The sequence below is a fragment of the Streptomyces sp. NPDC036764 genome, from assembly GCF_055609385.1.
Genome location: NZ_JBVJPT010000026.1, coordinates 32,659 through 47,312, shown reverse-complemented (window position 1 = coordinate 47,312; position 14,654 = coordinate 32,659). Strand labels below are relative to the sequence as shown.

Annotated in this window: 11 protein-coding genes; 3 read left to right on the top strand and 8 right to left on the bottom strand. The window is 68.4% G+C overall.

The window, feature by feature from the left end; all coding sequences use genetic code 11:
- Nucleotides 1-1,162 precede the first annotated feature (1,162 nt).
- Nucleotides 1,163-1,753: a replication/maintenance protein RepL gene (locus ACZ69Q_RS45010; RefSeq protein WP_471054578.1), complete on the top strand. Its 591-nt coding sequence runs from the start codon at nt 1,163-1,165 to the stop codon at nt 1,751-1,753.
- Nucleotides 1,754-1,772: 19 nt separating this feature from the next.
- Nucleotides 1,773-2,168, top strand: a complete 396-nt coding sequence (locus tag ACZ69Q_RS45005; RefSeq protein ID WP_062012246.1) for a Fic family protein — start codon at nt 1,773-1,775, stop codon at nt 2,166-2,168.
- A 185-nt stretch (nt 2,169-2,353) separates the two neighbouring features.
- On the opposite strand, the gene ACZ69Q_RS45000 is transcribed toward ACZ69Q_RS45005, so the two are convergent.
- From ACZ69Q_RS45000 to ACZ69Q_RS44965, 8 genes are all read right to left on the bottom strand, one after another.
- On the bottom strand, nt 2,354-4,405 hold the full coding sequence (locus ACZ69Q_RS45000) for a hypothetical protein (protein ID WP_471054576.1): 2,052 nt from the start codon (nt 4,403-4,405) through the stop codon (nt 2,354-2,356).
- A gap of 49 nt (nt 4,406-4,454) precedes the next feature.
- The gene (locus ACZ69Q_RS44995; protein ID WP_471054574.1) at nt 4,455-6,542 is read right to left on the bottom strand and encodes an ATP-binding protein; all 2,088 of its coding nucleotides are present in this window, start codon (nt 6,540-6,542) and stop codon (nt 4,455-4,457) included.
- Nucleotides 6,539-7,219, bottom strand: coding sequence for a hypothetical protein (locus ACZ69Q_RS44990; RefSeq protein WP_471054572.1), 681 nt, complete (start codon nt 7,217-7,219; stop codon nt 6,539-6,541). The genes ACZ69Q_RS44995 and ACZ69Q_RS44990 overlap by 4 nt, the downstream gene beginning before the upstream one ends.
- A gap of 343 nt (nt 7,220-7,562) precedes the next feature.
- A complete protein-coding gene (locus ACZ69Q_RS44985; RefSeq protein WP_471054571.1) occupies nt 7,563-7,856 on the bottom strand; it encodes a hypothetical protein in 294 nt (97 codons plus the stop codon).
- Between the two features lie 129 nt (nt 7,857-7,985).
- The gene (locus tag ACZ69Q_RS44980) at nt 7,986-8,765 is read right to left on the bottom strand and encodes a hypothetical protein (RefSeq protein ID WP_471054569.1); all 780 of its coding nucleotides are present in this window, start codon (nt 8,763-8,765) and stop codon (nt 7,986-7,988) included.
- Between the two features lie 22 nt (nt 8,766-8,787).
- Nucleotides 8,788-9,360: a hypothetical protein gene (locus ACZ69Q_RS44975; RefSeq protein ID WP_471054567.1), complete on the bottom strand. Its 573-nt coding sequence runs from the start codon at nt 9,358-9,360 to the stop codon at nt 8,788-8,790.
- Nucleotides 9,360-11,870 carry a DnaB-like helicase C-terminal domain-containing protein gene (locus ACZ69Q_RS44970; RefSeq protein WP_471054565.1) on the bottom strand — a complete coding sequence of 837 codons (2,511 nt, stop codon included), beginning with the start codon at nt 11,868-11,870 and terminating at the stop codon, nt 9,360-9,362. The genes ACZ69Q_RS44975 and ACZ69Q_RS44970 overlap by 1 nt, the downstream gene beginning before the upstream one ends.
- A 250-nt stretch (nt 11,871-12,120) precedes the next feature.
- Nucleotides 12,121-13,293 carry a hypothetical protein gene (locus tag ACZ69Q_RS44965; protein ID WP_471054564.1) on the bottom strand — a complete coding sequence of 391 codons (1,173 nt, stop codon included), beginning with the start codon at nt 13,291-13,293 and terminating at the stop codon, nt 12,121-12,123.
- A gap of 347 nt (nt 13,294-13,640) precedes the next feature.
- Between ACZ69Q_RS44965 and ACZ69Q_RS44960 the strand changes: the two genes are divergently transcribed.
- Nucleotides 13,641-14,636: a PIN domain-containing protein gene (locus ACZ69Q_RS44960; protein ID WP_471054562.1), complete on the top strand. Its 996-nt coding sequence runs from the start codon at nt 13,641-13,643 to the stop codon at nt 14,634-14,636.
- Nucleotides 14,637-14,654 lie beyond the last annotated feature (18 nt).

Sequence of the window (14,654 nt, the reverse complement as noted above, 5' to 3'; positions counted from 1 at the left end):
CCGCTTCGCTCTGCCTCCGGCAGCCGAATACTCGCTTCGCTCGTTTCGCGCGTCCCCGCGCGAATTGCCCGCCTCCGGCGGGGAGTTGGAAAATTGGGCCTCCGGCCAATTTCCCAACTTGCGTGCCTCCGGCACGAAAGACAGGCGACAAGGGTTTGTGCCTCCGGCACAAAAAGGAGAGTGCTGGATTTGATTGTGGGGGCGGGGAGTTGGGGAACGGATTGAGGGGGTGTCATGCGCCGTTTCCCTGGATTGACTTGAGGGGGAATCTCCGATTCCCTGAGACCCGGGAGGAATTGAATTGTATTCCGTGGAGAAAAGTAAACCACGGAATACGAGAACAGAGCAACAGGGCCCCTCCGGGGCCCCGTTACCCGGAAGCCGGGAACAGACGGACGGTGTGAGATGCCTGCCTCCGGCAGGACAGCTCCCGGTGACACGAGAACAGCCGTCCCGGCTCCTGGACACCCACCACACCCCACCACCCAGCCCGACACACCCACAGGGCCGGAGAGCCCGGAGGACGACGCGCGGCGGCCCACGGCCGACGCGCAACACCTCGACGCACCGCCCTACATCCCTGAGGCCGCCACACCACCACCCGCCCCCGCACTGACACGCGCCGGCGGCTGTTAGCGGCAGATAACTGACCTACAGGCATGGGCAGTTGGGAAAATGCAGACGGGAGGGGGAAGGAGTTATGGCCGAGGCCTGTCTTTAGTTAAGAGGCGTTCGGGGAAAGTGGCCTCTGACCTGCGGTTTTGTGAAACCTAATGTCGGTGGTCACCGACATTAGGGGTGCTCGGATGTCGGTCCGTACCCACACTCAGCTTAGAAACATGCGTGTATTCACAACTCTCCGATGAGACATGCGAATAGTCGCAAGTATTGCCCTCCAGGCGCAGCAGTCTGCAGCGCCCGCCGTCGAGCTGCCTCCCATTGTCGGATCACTACCCGGCGAGTTGCATACGGACGCCGTGTCAGCACCTGCCCGCGCGTGCGGACTGGGTATCGCAGGGTCCGCGGAGGCCGGCTCCGTGCCGATGTCGGCGACCGCCGACACAAACTTGCGACGAGTAGCAACTCTCCCGCGTGTAACATGCGGATGGTCGCAACTTTTGCCGTACAGTGCGCAGCACCTGTACGCGAAAGGATCATCTACATGGACGCAGCGGCAGAGGGCCTGCGCGCTTGGCGCGCGAGCCCTCGACCCCAACCGCCCAAGCCCGTAAGGCCTGTTGAGACCGACGGCGGTACCGACCTCGCGCGGCGGATCGCGGAGCAGTTCGGCAAGGGCCCCGTCCACGAGGTCAAGACGGTCGTCTACCGACGTCCTCCTCACGACATGCTCGGCGAGGCCGGCTACTCCCTCGTCAGCAACTACTTCCTGCGGCGCGTCCTGCCGTACTGCCTGATGCACAACATCATCAGCAAGCTGCAGGCCGCCGTTCTGTCGAACATGATCGGCAGGCAGAAGAAGGGCAAGATCGAGGCCACCCACGCTGAGATCGCAGCCGAACTCGGGGTCAAGCGAACCAGCATCGGCCACGCCCTCGACGCGCTCTGCGAGAAGAACCTCATCCGCAAGGTCAAGAGGTCCTCCTACCAGCTCAACCCCCGCGTCGCGTATAACGGAAACGGCCAGGAGCAGCACGACTTCCTCGCCGAGCTGCGAGCACTCGTCCTCGACTCCAAGTTCCCCGACGAACTCGCACCCGAGCTCACTCTGTTCTCCCGAACCGAGCTCGGCTGACCGAAGGGATCCCCTCGCCATGATGACCACCACGGACTTGCTGGGCATGCTGCACCAGCTGCAGCTCACCCCCACGGCGATCGACGTCCTCTCGGTGATGGTCGCGCACCAGGACCCCGGGGGCTCCGTCGGCATGAAGCAATCCGAGATCGACGAGATCCTCGGCGTGGGCCAGGCGTCCATGAGCCGCGCCATGGGACTGCTGGTCGATCGCGGCATCGTGCTGCGCTCCGGAGGCGGCCGCGGCCACCGCTACGCCCTCAACCCGGCCGTGGCCGGCTACGAGTCGCAGCACGAGCTGGAGAAGGAGATGACCCAGCAGCTCGCCGTCGGCGGCCCTCCCCCGATCAAAGTCCCGGGCTACGCCAAGCGCCCGCCTAAGCCCGGCAAGGGTGGCCTCCACGCGGTCGCCTGATCGCTCTCAGACGCAGTGATGCCCCGGCCGTACCGCCGGGGCATCTCCGCACCTGTACGCGAAAGTGCGCCTCTCCAGTATGCCCGTCGGCCGTGGCGCCGCGCTTGCCGAGATGAGGCAGCAGCGTGAGATGGTCGGCAGCTCCACCCCCGGTGGAAGTGATGCGCCTGCCGGCGCAGCCGCTGCTACGAGGCGGCGGGGCCAGGGCGCAGAAGGTTGGGGTTTTCGCGTCCTCCTGGAATGCGGATGATGGCGACAAGGCATGGTTCGGATTCGCCGGGACGCTGGACGGGCTCGATCCAGATGCTGTTGAAGAGGTTGACGGCGCCTTCGGCGTCGACGGTTTTGTCGAGAGCGAGCAGGATGGCGAAGCCAACGTTGGTGTTTTGGTATTCGGCGGCTTGGGCGACGTATTGACGTAGTGCGGTTTCGCTGGCGTCGTCTTCTTCAATCTTGCATTCGACGTTGAATTGCACGGCGCCGAAGGAGACAAGGATGTCGGTTCTCCCGCCTGCCTTGTCGATGACTTCTGAGTTGACGACGCTGAAGAGCGCTGAGAACTGCAGCACTTCCCGGTAGTGCTGATGGAAGAGGGCTTCGTCTACTTTCTGCTTCTTGCCGTCTTTGTCGCGTTTGCGTAGGTACTCGGTGTAGGAGCCGCCCATCTTCCGGCCGATGTCGTAGCAGAGGTAGGCGAAACGGATCGTGGTTTCCAGGAGAGCGGTGAACTCGTCGGCGATGCCGGCAATCCAGTCGCTGGAGTTCTCCAGATGTCTGAGGAGTCGCGCCTTGAGGCGGCCGTACTTGGGGTCGGCGATGGCAGCGAGGACGTCGTCGTGGGTGCGCAGGCCGAGCTCCAGGCGGTCGAGGACGTGCTCGGGCGTCTGGTCAACGAACGCAGCGAAGTCGTCCTTGAGTTGGTGTGCCAGCCGCTGCCAGCGTCGCGCTTTTCCCTGATCAGCTGCCTGCTGATCGCTGGAGTTCTCTCTGCTCTTGGTGCGGTTGAGGAGGCCGACCAGGAGCTGCTGGGCCGCGGGATCGTCGCGGATCGCCTCGTCGTGGGCCAGGGCGTGCTGGAGGAACCGCTGCCGGTGTTCGTGCTGGAGGAAGGCGTCCTCGATGACGGGCGCCACCAGGGTCTCCACGGCCGCAGCCGCTGGGGTGTCCGTGAGTACGGCGACCGTGTTGTGCGCGGTGTACGCGCGGAGCAGTGCCGAGAGGATGTCGTGGCCGCCCTCGTACCAGGGGTCGTCGTCCGCGAGGTGTGCGGCAGCACCGTCGAGCACGACAGTGAGTTCCGACCAGGCGATCACGTCGTTCTGGCGCGGCCGTGCCCAGGCCGGGGTGCGTGTGCGGTAGCGATAGTCCCGGTAGCGGTGGAGGGTGTCGCGCAGGGTGGATGCGGCGGTGCGGACGCGTGTGGGGGCGTCGGGAGCGGACAGGCCGAGGACAGCGTCGAGGGCTGCGTGGTAGAGCTGGGCGTCCAGGCGGTCGGGATCGAGCGTGATCAGCTCGGCCAGCCGGTCCTGGGTTTTGCGGAGTTGCTCGGCCATGGGCGTGTACTGGTCTTGTTCCAGAGCCTGGCGCAGGTCGCCGAGGGCGAGTTCGAACGCTGCGTCCCGGCAGGTGTGGTCGAGCATCAGGCAGCGTTCAAGGGCTTCGCGGAGGCCGGCGCCGGGATGGTGGGCGTCGAGGACGCCGAGGAGGCGGGGCAGGCGGGTGGCCATGGCCTCGGGAAGGGCAGCCGGGTCCTCGGTTGCTTCGTCCATGGCGCCGAGGAGACGCGCGGCCTTGGTGACGCCGGCCAGGGTGAGCTGGACGAGGCAGTCTGCGGCTTCCACTCCGATGAGGGCCGCGGCGAGGTCGTCGTCGGCATCCCGGGCTTGTTGGAGGCGGGCGAGCAGCACGCGGGTCAATGGGGTGCCGAGGTCACGTGCCAGGGCGGGGCGCCCGGCGAGGACATCGGTGGCGCTGGCGAAGGCCGCGTGGTTCTTGTTGGTCCGAAGGCCGCCCAGGACGGCGTCGTACAGCGGTTTGCACGCTTCGGTACCGAAGGCGTCGAGGTGGTGTGCGGTCGCCTGGACGAGGTGGTGAAGGAAGGGGCCCTGGGCTAGGTGGTCCGCGGCGGCGAGGACGGCGTCGAGGCCTCCGAGGTCCTCCAGTGTCGGGCCGGCCCGCAGTTGGGGGCGGGAGGCGTGTGCGGCCCACTGGGCCAGGCGTTCGTCGATGACGTGCACGATGCCTTCCGCCTCCCCTGTTGTTGCTGGATACCCCTGGTGGCCTGGTCTAGAAGAGCTGGCGCTTGTCGAGGCCGGTCACGGTACGGTCCTCGGGGAAGAACTCCCAAACGGCGTCGTCGATCGACGTGATCACTATCTGGATGCCAGGGTCGTCTGCTGCGGTCTCGTAGAGCGTCTTGATGCACTGGCGCGCGTTGTCGTGGGAGAGCTCTTCGGCTGTGGGCGCGTCGATGAGCAGCAGACCGGGGTGGGACATGAGGCCGCGTTTGCGGCCGACTTTGATCATGCCGACAATGGCCGCGATCCGCATGCGCAGACGGTCGGTGGGACTGAACGCCCTGAAGGGGTGTTTTTTGCCGGTCTTGCGGGCGTTGAGGTGTCCCGCCAGGTTGAGGTCGACGCTGGTCAGGTTGGCCACGCCCAGGTTGTGGGCGATGCTGACGATCTCACCGTTCAGGTCCGCGAACAGGGCATTGCTGTGGTCGGCGACGACCTTCGACAACACCTCGGCGGCCGCCTCCAGGATGGCGTCGCTGTCATCGGAATCGTCCTCGGTGTCGGACGGGCTCGTTGTCGCGGTGACGTAGTCGCTGACCACCTCCGGCAGGCCCGTCCCGTTGCCGGTGGCGACTGCCAGGGCTCCGCGTAGCTGGTAGACGGACTCCCGTGCGGATTCGAGACGGGTGTACCAACTGCCGGAGCGTGCCGCGACAAGGCGGGCGTTCACCAGGTCGTAGGCGGCACGGCTGCTCTCGCAGGCGGCGGCGCTCCTCCCCACGGCCTGCCGGGCTGTGTCTTCGGCCGCGCGGGAGGCGTTGACGCGGTCCTCCAGTCGACGCAACTGTTCGGCCCGCGACTCTGGGTCGTCCTGCACCTCCGGCAGAGGGCTTGCGCACACCGAGCACCGGTGTTCGCTCTCTTCCGCGGTACGGCGGGCATCGTCGATCTCGTGGTCGCAGCGCGGGCAGGACTCCGGCTCAAGCGCCCCCAGCAGGAGCCGGGCTGCGCTGCTTTGCTCAGCCCGGCGGACAGCCTTCTCGTCCTTCAGGCGCGCCTTGCGCGCGACGGCGTGTCCTTCTTCTGCCTCCTGGAGCGCTGCCTGGTCGCGGGCGACTTGGCGGGCGGCGGCGTCGACGTCGGCGAGCAGGCCGGTCAGGTCGGGCTGGTCCGCTTCCAGTGCCGTCACCTTCTCCTCGGCGGCCCTGAGTGCCTGGCGCAGCGGCTCGGTCTGCTGCTCGCGGGCCTGGGCATCCTCGCGCGCCCGGCGCTGAACGCGGTTGCCCTCCTGGGTGTCCTTCTTGCGGGCCGTGTTGAGCTGGGTCAGCTCGGACGCGTAGGGGACGTCGAGGAAGAGCTGCATCAGCTTCACGGGCAGTTGGTTGTACGCCGTCGGGCCCAACAGGATGCTGGAGTTCCCTGCGTTCAGGGCGATGGCATAGAAGTAGCTAGCCCAGCCGTGAATGTCCTCCCTGCTGTCGCGGTTGCCGTCGGCGTCCTTCGGCGCGCCCGCCTCGGCCGTCCACAGAGGCAGCGGTCGGAGCCCCAAGCGGTCGAGCATGAATCGGTCGATGAGCTCCTTGACGCCGCCGGGTTCCGCGGTAGCCGCCACGCGTACACCGGGACCGGTCTCCTGGGAACCAGTGAGCGTCGTGAGGTGCTCGAGGGTGTCGGCGCTCAGGAGTCGGCAACTGGGGCGGTCGGGTTTGTCGAAGGTCAGACGTATGGAGGCGGCGACGCCGGCGACCTCGATGTCCGCGCGCACATAGGAGAACCAGCCCACTGTCTCCGGCCGCTTGAAAGCGTCGAAGCCGTCCCCGCGCAGGGCGTAGCTCAGCGCCCACAGAAGGCTCGACTTACCAGCATTGTTCAGGGTGCTAGCGATCGCCCACGGTCCCGGCCCCAGCGTCATGTCGATGGTGAAGGGGCCGTCGTTGTCGTCCGTATCGGTTTTGGTGCCCTCGCAGTACAGCCGGTGCACGACCAGTTGCCGTCGTGCGGGCAGCGGGCTGGTGAGCTGGATGCCGTGGGCAGACAGGGCCTCGCGGACCCTCTCCACATCAGCGGACGGCACGCGGGCGGCGATCTGCTCGTACAGCTCGCCGTCGGATGGGACCGGCAAAGGCTCTGTGGTCACGCGGCGTCCCCCTGCTCTGCTTCGGTGCGCAGCCGGGCCAGGCGCTCGCGGGCCCGGTCGGCGATCGACGGGATGACCTCGTTCAGCGGGGTCTGGGCGTAGTCGCGTTGCAGGTACTGCCGTTTGCGCAGCGCCAGGGCGGAGTGCCCGGTGGCCTCTGCCAGCGCCCGAACCATGCGGGCGCGCTCCGTGTACCAGGCCAGGACCGGGAACTGCTCCGTGGCCCGGTCGGCGACCTCGCGCCCCTTGGCCGTGAGGTAGTAGTTGTCCTGGAGAATCCGGTCGACGGTGCGTCGCGGCACAACGAGCACCAGCCGCGGGGCGGCCAGGACGCTCATCGCCTGGTCGATGTACTCGAACGCCCCGAACAGGTAGCGCAGCATGGGGATGGCGCAGATCTCGGGCTCGTCCGAGTCCAGGATGCGGCCAGCCAGCTCCAGGTTGATGGCTTCCTTCTCGCGCTCGCGTTCGTAGTCGTTGAGAAGCTCATCAGCCAGGTAATCCGGGTTGCGCAGCCAGAAGTCGAGCTTCTGCAGCCGGCCCTCGGCGCGCAGCACAGCCACCGCATCCTTCGGCGCGGCCTGCTGCTCTGCTTCGTTCAACGGATCGGACACCGCCGCGATGAGCAGCAGCAGCCGAATCGCGTCGGAGAAGCGATCCCCTTCGTCATCATCCACTCACACACCGTAATGACCCGTGGTGTGATTGATCAATGCCTCTGCACTGCCCGCTCAGGGCCTGTAGACAGCGCTTCGGATGGAGCGCGATCGGCGGGCGGCCTTTGTTCGTGGGTCGCAGTCGGGGCAGGCCACGCTGTCAGCCGGGTGGGGGCCCTGGTCGACGAGGACCTGGCAACGGCGGTACTGGCCGCGGCCCTTGGTGGCCCAGCTCCGGCACGGTGTCCACTCGGTCGGGACGTTTGCTGATCTTGTCGCCCCGGCGGATGCGGACATGGTGCGTCTCCGTGCAGCGCGGGCAGCGCCCGTTCATTTCTCGGTCCTTCCCTCGATGGCAGCCGCGTTACAGGTGCCGGTCGGCTGGTGCCGTCGGGCAGGCGATCACCGGGAACGCCGCCGTGTGACCGCCTGCGGTGAACGTGATCGCGGTCGGGGCGGTCGCCCAGAAGGGGGAGACGTCGATGAGGTGGTCGCCGTACTCGGGGTTGATGCGCAGCCACACCTCCGTGCTGGTGATGCTGGCGCGGTGCGCCGTCACCTCCCACGGCTCGGTGGTGAACCCGCAGGTGCTGGCCTGGGCGATCACGGTGTCGGGGTGGTCGGCCGTGGAAAGGTGGAGGGCCATGCCGTCGTACACGAGCCGGATCCCGTCCTGCTCCAGGTCCCGCCGCCGGGGAGCCTGGCGCAGGAGGTCATACAGGTCCCGGATCTTCAGCCGTGACGTCCCCGGCCGGCTGGTGACGATGTATCGATCCGCCGCCGGCCTTCACAGTCCGAACCGCCAGTACTGGGTGAAGCGCTCCAGCGTCAGCTCGGCGTCGATCTCGTCGTTCCACACCCCGTTGAGCCACATCGGGACGGTGTCGAGACGCTCGCAGACCACGAGGCTCTCTGGCTGGTGCGTCAGGTAGCAGCGGCTCTCATCTGCGAGGGTCCCGCCCGGCCCGTACCGGGCGTACAGCTTGACCAGGCGCTCCCGTTTGGCCTCGGCGAAGGCCTCCAACTGCCGTACGTAGCCGTCCTGCTGCTGGGCACTGACCGCCCTGAGGACGACCGCGAGGATCTCCTCGGACAGGTTGCGGTCGTAGCCGGTGTAACCGGTCAGGGAGACGAAAATCCGCTCGGCTGCTTCGAGTACCCGGTGCACCTGCTCCTCGCCCACGGCGTCGACTGCCGTGGGCGAGCGGCGCGAGGGCGGGCTCGATTCGGCCGGCGGCGATTCCGCTGCGGCGGCCGCGGCCTGGGTCTGGCGGACGGTGCGGTCGGCGATGTGGGTGAGCCTGCTCGTCACCGCCTGGACGGCACCGAGCCAGCCCTCCACGAACTCGTCGCTGCTGCCGATGGGCGCCCGCGTGTCCAGCTCGGCGACTTCGACATGGGCGCCTTCCACGGCCCCGGCCTCGATCACCGCCAGGAGGTGCTGTCCCTCCCCCGGCCTTGCGCCCGCTGCTTCAAGGAGCTCGGACACACGACGCCGGGCGCTCGCGGCTGCCTCTGCGTGCACGGTGATCAGCGGTAACGCGGGCCGTTCAGGGTCGGTGCTCATGCGCGGGTTCCCCTCTGGTGTGTTACCTGAGTTCAACGGAGTAGCTGCCTCCGTCGAACTCCCATCCGTCGGTGCCTTCACCGATGTCCGCCACGATGACGTCGTCGATGAAGTGGTCCTCGAACTCCTCGTCGGTGAGCTCACCGGCCATCCAGAGTTCCTCGATCGCGTCCCAGTCGCCCCGGCTCCCGTCGATCCGCAGGGGCGCGGCGTCGCGTGTCCCGCGCCGGCGCCGGTCACGGCCGGTGGTGACCCAGCCGCTGATCTCGAAGTCGCCGTTCTTGACGTGGTCGGGGATCGGTTCGGCTGGGACTATGGCGACGTTCTCGTAGGCGGTGTGGATGAGGTCGCGGTAGCTGCGGCGGACGTTGTACTCGGGGTCGGACAGCCAGTTGAGAAGGGTTTTGACGGTCACGTCGAGGCCGGCCTCTTCCAGGGCCTGGTAGCCGCGGTGGGTTCCGGTGAGCTGGCTGAGCTGGGCGTGCCAGTGCTTGGCGTTGTACGACGACAGCCGGTGGCGGGGAGTGACCTGGGCGCGCAGGAGGTCGTTGAGGGCGCCGCCCAGGGATCCTCCGTGGCCGGTGGGCCCGGCCATCAGTCGTCACCCTCGGGGATCATCTCGCCGGGCTGGATGAACTTGGCCTTGACCTCACCGAAGCCCGTCCCGATCCGGTACGTGTCCGGGGGCGTGCCGGGCGGCGTCCAGAAGACGGCCGCGTCGACGTTGCGCAGGGCGATGAGCGTGTGGCCCTCCTGGACCGCCTTGAAGGCCACGGTCCAGTGCCGGACGGACGCTTCGGCGACCATGCTCATGCGCCAGTCCGGCCGCCAGAACGGAGACTTCTGCTCCTGGCGCTTGGGCCACAGCAGACGCAGCGCGATCGACAGCCGCGTCTTGTACGCCTTGTACGGGTCGCCGCCGGCCTGGACGAGGTCGATACGCGCTTTCCGGGCCGCTTCGTAGAAGGGCTTGAACAGGGACTCGTTGGCCTTCCCCGTCCAGGAATCGTGGATGGCCGGCATCGCGGCGAGGTGGTCTTCGCGCACCAGCTTCATCAACTGCTTGATGTGCGGGGTGGTGACCCACACGCGGCCCTGCTCATCGGGCCGGTCGATGATCCGCCCGAGCGGGTGCGGCATGTCCGTGCGGTTCCACTCCGGGATGTCGATGAGGTAGATACCGGCGCTGGCCTTGTCGAACGCCTCAAGGGGCCCGGTGTGCAGCAGCTTGTTCGGGGCCAGGGGCACGGCCGAACAGGCGGACGGGTAGCTGCCGTTGCGGTCGATCAGGCACAGCACCCCGTCGCCGAACGAGTCGGGCACATCGAGCTGATCCCGCCGGACCCGCTTCCCGTTCTCCCGGATGAAGGGGACCCGCGTGCTGGTGACGTCGGGGTGGACCCAGCGCGGTTCGCCGTCCATGTGCTCACTGATCAGCGGCCACGGCCCGCTCTCCCGCTCCTCGAGGCGGATGACCCTGATCGGGTGCATCTTCGAGCGGCCGACCGCGTCCTTGAGGAGCTTCAGCGCGGGGAAGGGCGCGCCTTCCGGCTCGTCCTCCTCGTCCCCCGGCTGCAGTTCCACTTCGGCGTCGTCTTCGTCGTCCTGGACGTGTCCGCTGTCCGCGGCGGGCCGGGTAGCGGCGGGCTGCCCGGGGGTGGCGGCGGATACGGCGGTGCTGTAGGCGTTCAGCGCGGCGGCGAGGCGGCGCCCCTCGGCGTCGTTCGGCAGTTGCTGCGGCGCCGCAGCCGTCTCGGCCAGGGACGGCCCGAGTTCGGCCAGGGCTGCCTGGTCACCGCCTGCCAGCGCGGTGCGCAGCGCGGCCAGCACGTGGGTGACGGAGGCTGGCAGCCCTTGCCGGGCACCGGACGTGTAGGGAAGCGCCGCGTCGGCCAACTCCCGCTCCACGGCACCACCCACACTCCCCTGCGCGGGTCCTTCACCGCCCGCACGGGCGGCTGCGGCGTCGAGGAAACGGGCGTGCAGCAGATCGGGGCTCAGGTACGCCGAGCCGATCGTGCCGAAGTCCCGCTCAGCGACCGTCACCTGGACCTGGGAAGGGTCCTCGGTCGGTGCGAGCGTCAACATGACGTCGGCATCCAGGAGGCCCAGAAGCGTGGGATCGGCGCTGTCCACGATGGCGAGCACCGGCACGTGCAGGGTACGCGCGAGAGCGGCCAGAACCTGCGAGGCGGCCGGGAGACGGTCACCCGACAGAGGGAGCCGGGCGTTGTGGGCGGCCTGCAGCCGGTCCACGACCACCAGGGCCAGGTCCTGAACGTACGGGGCGGTTTCCGCGATCGCCTCGGCGGTCAGGTCACTGCCGTCGTCGATCAGCAGTGGCGCCTGGACCAGTTGCTGGGCGACCTTCTGCTCGTGGTCGGTGAGGCGGCCCTGCTTCAGGCGCGGGTAGTCGCCACCGGTCTCCGCGGAGATGATGCGGCGCATGATGTCGGCCTGGTTCGGCCCGGACGCCGCGTACAACACCTTGTGGTTGTCGACGAGCGCGGTCTGTCGTGCGGCGGCCAGCCCCAGCAGGCTTCCGCCGACGTTCGGGGCGGCCGCCACCAGCGTCAGCCGGCCTGACTGCAGACCGCCTGTCGCCAAGTCCAGGCCGGGCAGCCCGAACGTGGTGCTGCCGACCGGGCCCGAGGTGAGTGAGGCGCCGATGGCGTCGCCCAGCGTGGCGAGCCTGCGCGGCGCCCTCTCGCGTTCCGAATGGCCTTGGCTGTTCACCGCACCTCCTGCGGGCGCCGCGCCCAGCGCCGCGGCCGGATGGGATGAAGGGGAGACGACGTCGGCGGGCAGCAGTACCGCGACCGGTGTGGTGTTGCGCAGGAGCACCTGCGGCTGGCCCTGAGCCGCTCGCGTGATGAGGTCACCGAAGTCCTTCTGCGCCGCACTGAGAACGTGGGACGGCAGGACCTCGGTCTTCCGCGCTGCAGGAAGCCGGTCGAGCGGGGCCAGCAGAACGCGATCCTGACGCCTCTGTCCCTTATAGATCAGGGTCGTGCGCCCGTCTTCCTCGGCACGCTTCACCAGGGCGTAGAGGGCGTTGCGTGCCTCGGTCGCGTTCATCGCGTCCTGTTCCTGCGCCTGACTCACTCACCCTCCCAGACTTATCAACTCACCCTCATGATAGCAGTATCCACACATCTAAGGATTCAAAATCACACCTATTTTTGCCATCATCACTCATTTGTGAGGAGCTTCGGTGTGAGTTGAGTGCCGCGAGTACAGCACTGCCGGGGTCAGGCAGCCTGGCCGCCACAGACCGAAGGCCGGGACCTCGACAGCCGGCCCCGGCCTTCCACTCACGTCACCCGCAGGCGATCACACCCCGCCTGGCACGGCCTCAGCTCAGCGCCTTCGGCTCCTGGCCCGGCACTTCGGATGCCTCGTTGTACGCGAGGTGTCCGACGGCGGAGTGGGCCGTGCTCAGGTTGCCGTGCAGGCCGCCCGCGAGGTCCCGCGCCCGGCCGGACGACTCGGTGAAGCGCTCCATGACCTCGTCCAGCGGCTCGCCCCGGTAGTCGGACATCAGGAGTCCCTTGTCGTCGAGGCCCTGTACCGAGGTCTCCAGGAGGTCGAGAGCGGTCCTCATCTCTCCGGCCGCACGGGTGAGGTAGCTGAGGATGCGGTACGCCTCCAGCGGGTACTTGATCCCGCCGTACTGAAGAGCGCGGACCAACTCGACCAGGGAGCGCGCCGCGCCCTCCGCATGCTGCTCCATGTTCGGGGTGTTCTCGCTCATGTGGATCCGGCTCTCCTTGCTGGCGGTGGTCACGGGCGGTTGGTGCTGGCGGGTACGACCGGCATGCAGGACGGGCCGGCGGGCACTTCGGCCGGGAGCAGCAGGCCGCGGAGCCGGACCGATCCCTTCTGCCGGGCGGCCCCCGGAAGCCGGGTGTGTGAGGCCTGATACGTCGATCGCCGTGCCTGGCCCGTCGCCGTTCGGCTCGCTGCCCGGCATGAGGTCCGCCAGGCCGGCCGCGTCGGCGTCCGGGCCGCGCAGCAGACCGGGGTACTTGGGCCCGTAGATTGCCCACAGGCCCAGCGCGTCGTCCAGGAGCGCCGCGCGGTCGGCACGGGTCATCCTCTCGACCGCGCCTGGAAGCATCTGGGTATCGCCCGCGATGTAGTGGACGTGCTGGACAAGGAGGAAGAACATCTGGGTGGACTTGCTGGCGATGCCTCCCCCGTTCGGCCACTCGTCAGCCGGGTGCAGGCTGTAGACGCACTCGGCCGTCACCGCGAGCACGATCGGGTCCTCGTCGAGAAGCTTCGCTGTGAGGGACTCCAGGCACGGGGCGCACTGCTCGATGCGCGCGCCGATCAGCGCGGACGCGGTCCGCATGTCCGGTGCGGTCTCGACTCCCCACCGGCTGGAGTCGGCCGGCTGCAGATCCTCGTTGGAGGGGCCGCTGCCGTGGTGGTGGAGGGTGCCGGCGTTGGCCGCGGCGTACGCGGCGCCCCGAGCCCGGCTCTTGTTTCTCGCCCGGCTCTTGCGGCCGTGGCTCTTGGTCATACGGCTCTCGCATTTCCCGCGCCCGGCCCCATGACCCGATGCGCGCGACGAAGAGCAGCGTGCGGAAGGCTTCAACAGCTATACGGATGTCCGGAGTTGAAGTACGCCTCGCACTGATGCTCACAGTCCGAACCCCGTCGTACAGGGCCCGCGGGCACCTCTGCCGTGATGCACCCCGGTCATGGGCCAGGGCACTGGCTTGGGCCGATGCGTCGGCCGTTGGCCCGCAGCCTACCGGTCCGCCACCAGCCCCGGAACCGACTCCGGAAACAGCCCGGCACGCACGGCCAGAAGCGCGAGCGGAAAATCCGTGCGCCGCCCTCCGGGCACGGGCTTACGCTCCCGTCATGTACAGCAGCGTCCACGCGCGCCCGCGCCCCCTCGACCCCAACGACGGCTTCCGGCTCGGGGTGTTCGACACGTCGGTGCTCACCTCGGACATCACCGCGGCGCTGAAGCGGGGCAAGCCGTCCTCGATCCTGGCCGGGATGCGCCACGGGACGCTGCGCGGCTTCATCCCCCACTACGTATGGGCCGAGGTCCCGCGCGTACTCGCCGACCGCAAGAACGAGGGCGGCGACTTCGACCTCGTGATGGCGGAGCGGCTGTGGTGGGGGCAGTACGTGCCGCTGCTGCACGTCGTCTGTGTGAACGGACTGCCCATGACGGCCGCCGCCGACAGGCTCGCCCATGAAGACCTCAGCGACGTCGGCATCCTCCAACTCGCCGGCGTCCTCGCCCCGGTCGTCCTCCTCGCCGCCGACCGGGACCTGATCCGCCTCGACGTCGCCGCCCGGGACTGGCCCGCCCTGCGGGCCGTACTCGGGAAGATCGGCACGGCCGAGCAGGCGGTACGAGGCAGTACCACCGCGATGGAGCTGTCCGGCCGCTCCCTGATCGGGACTGCACGCCTGGCACGTGCCTACCCGCTGGCCACCGGCGCTCTGGCGGTTGCCGCCGGTATCTACGCGTACCGCAATCGCGCCCGGTTCCCCCAGGCTCGCGCGACGCTCTCCCGGGTCGGCATGGAGGTCTTGCAGACTCTCGCCGAGCCGTACGGCCGGCACGAGCTGCACACAGCGACCTGGAAGGACGCCGAACGAGGCGTCCCCGGAGACGACGTGCTCTCCCTTGTCGCCCGGCTGCTCGCCCGTGCGCCCGCGCCGATGACGCGCACCGACATCCTGTCGGCCCTTCCCGCCGCCGCGCAGCACCCGCACCGCCGGCAGATGGACGGACTGGGCCGCCTTCTGCACCGTTTCCCCGCCTTCCACCAGCCCGCCCCCGGGGAGTGGCAGCTCGGCAGGACCAACATGCAGATCACCGCCCCGCCCTGGGCATGACGGTGCCTCCACCGACAC

Bases quoted from the DNA above. Each gene is read 5' to 3' on its own strand.
- ACZ69Q_RS45010 (WP_471054578.1), top strand. From the start codon at position 1,163: ATGGACGCAGCGGCAGAGGGCCTGCGCGCTTGGCGCGCGAGCCCTCGA.
- ACZ69Q_RS45005 (WP_062012246.1), top strand. From the start codon at position 1,773: ATGATGACCACCACGGACTTGCTGGGCATGCTGCACCAGCTGCAGCTC.
- ACZ69Q_RS44980 (WP_471054569.1), bottom strand. From the start codon at position 8,765: ATGAGCACCGACCCTGAACGGCCCGCGTTACCGCTGATCACCGTGCAC.
- ACZ69Q_RS44975 (WP_471054567.1), bottom strand. From the start codon at position 9,360: ATGGCCGGGCCCACCGGCCACGGAGGATCCCTGGGCGGCGCCCTCAAC.
- ACZ69Q_RS44965 (WP_471054564.1), bottom strand. From the start codon at position 13,293: ATGACCAAGAGCCACGGCCGCAAGAGCCGGGCGAGAAACAAGAGCCGG.
- ACZ69Q_RS44960 (WP_471054562.1), top strand. From the start codon at position 13,641: ATGTACAGCAGCGTCCACGCGCGCCCGCGCCCCCTCGACCCCAACGAC.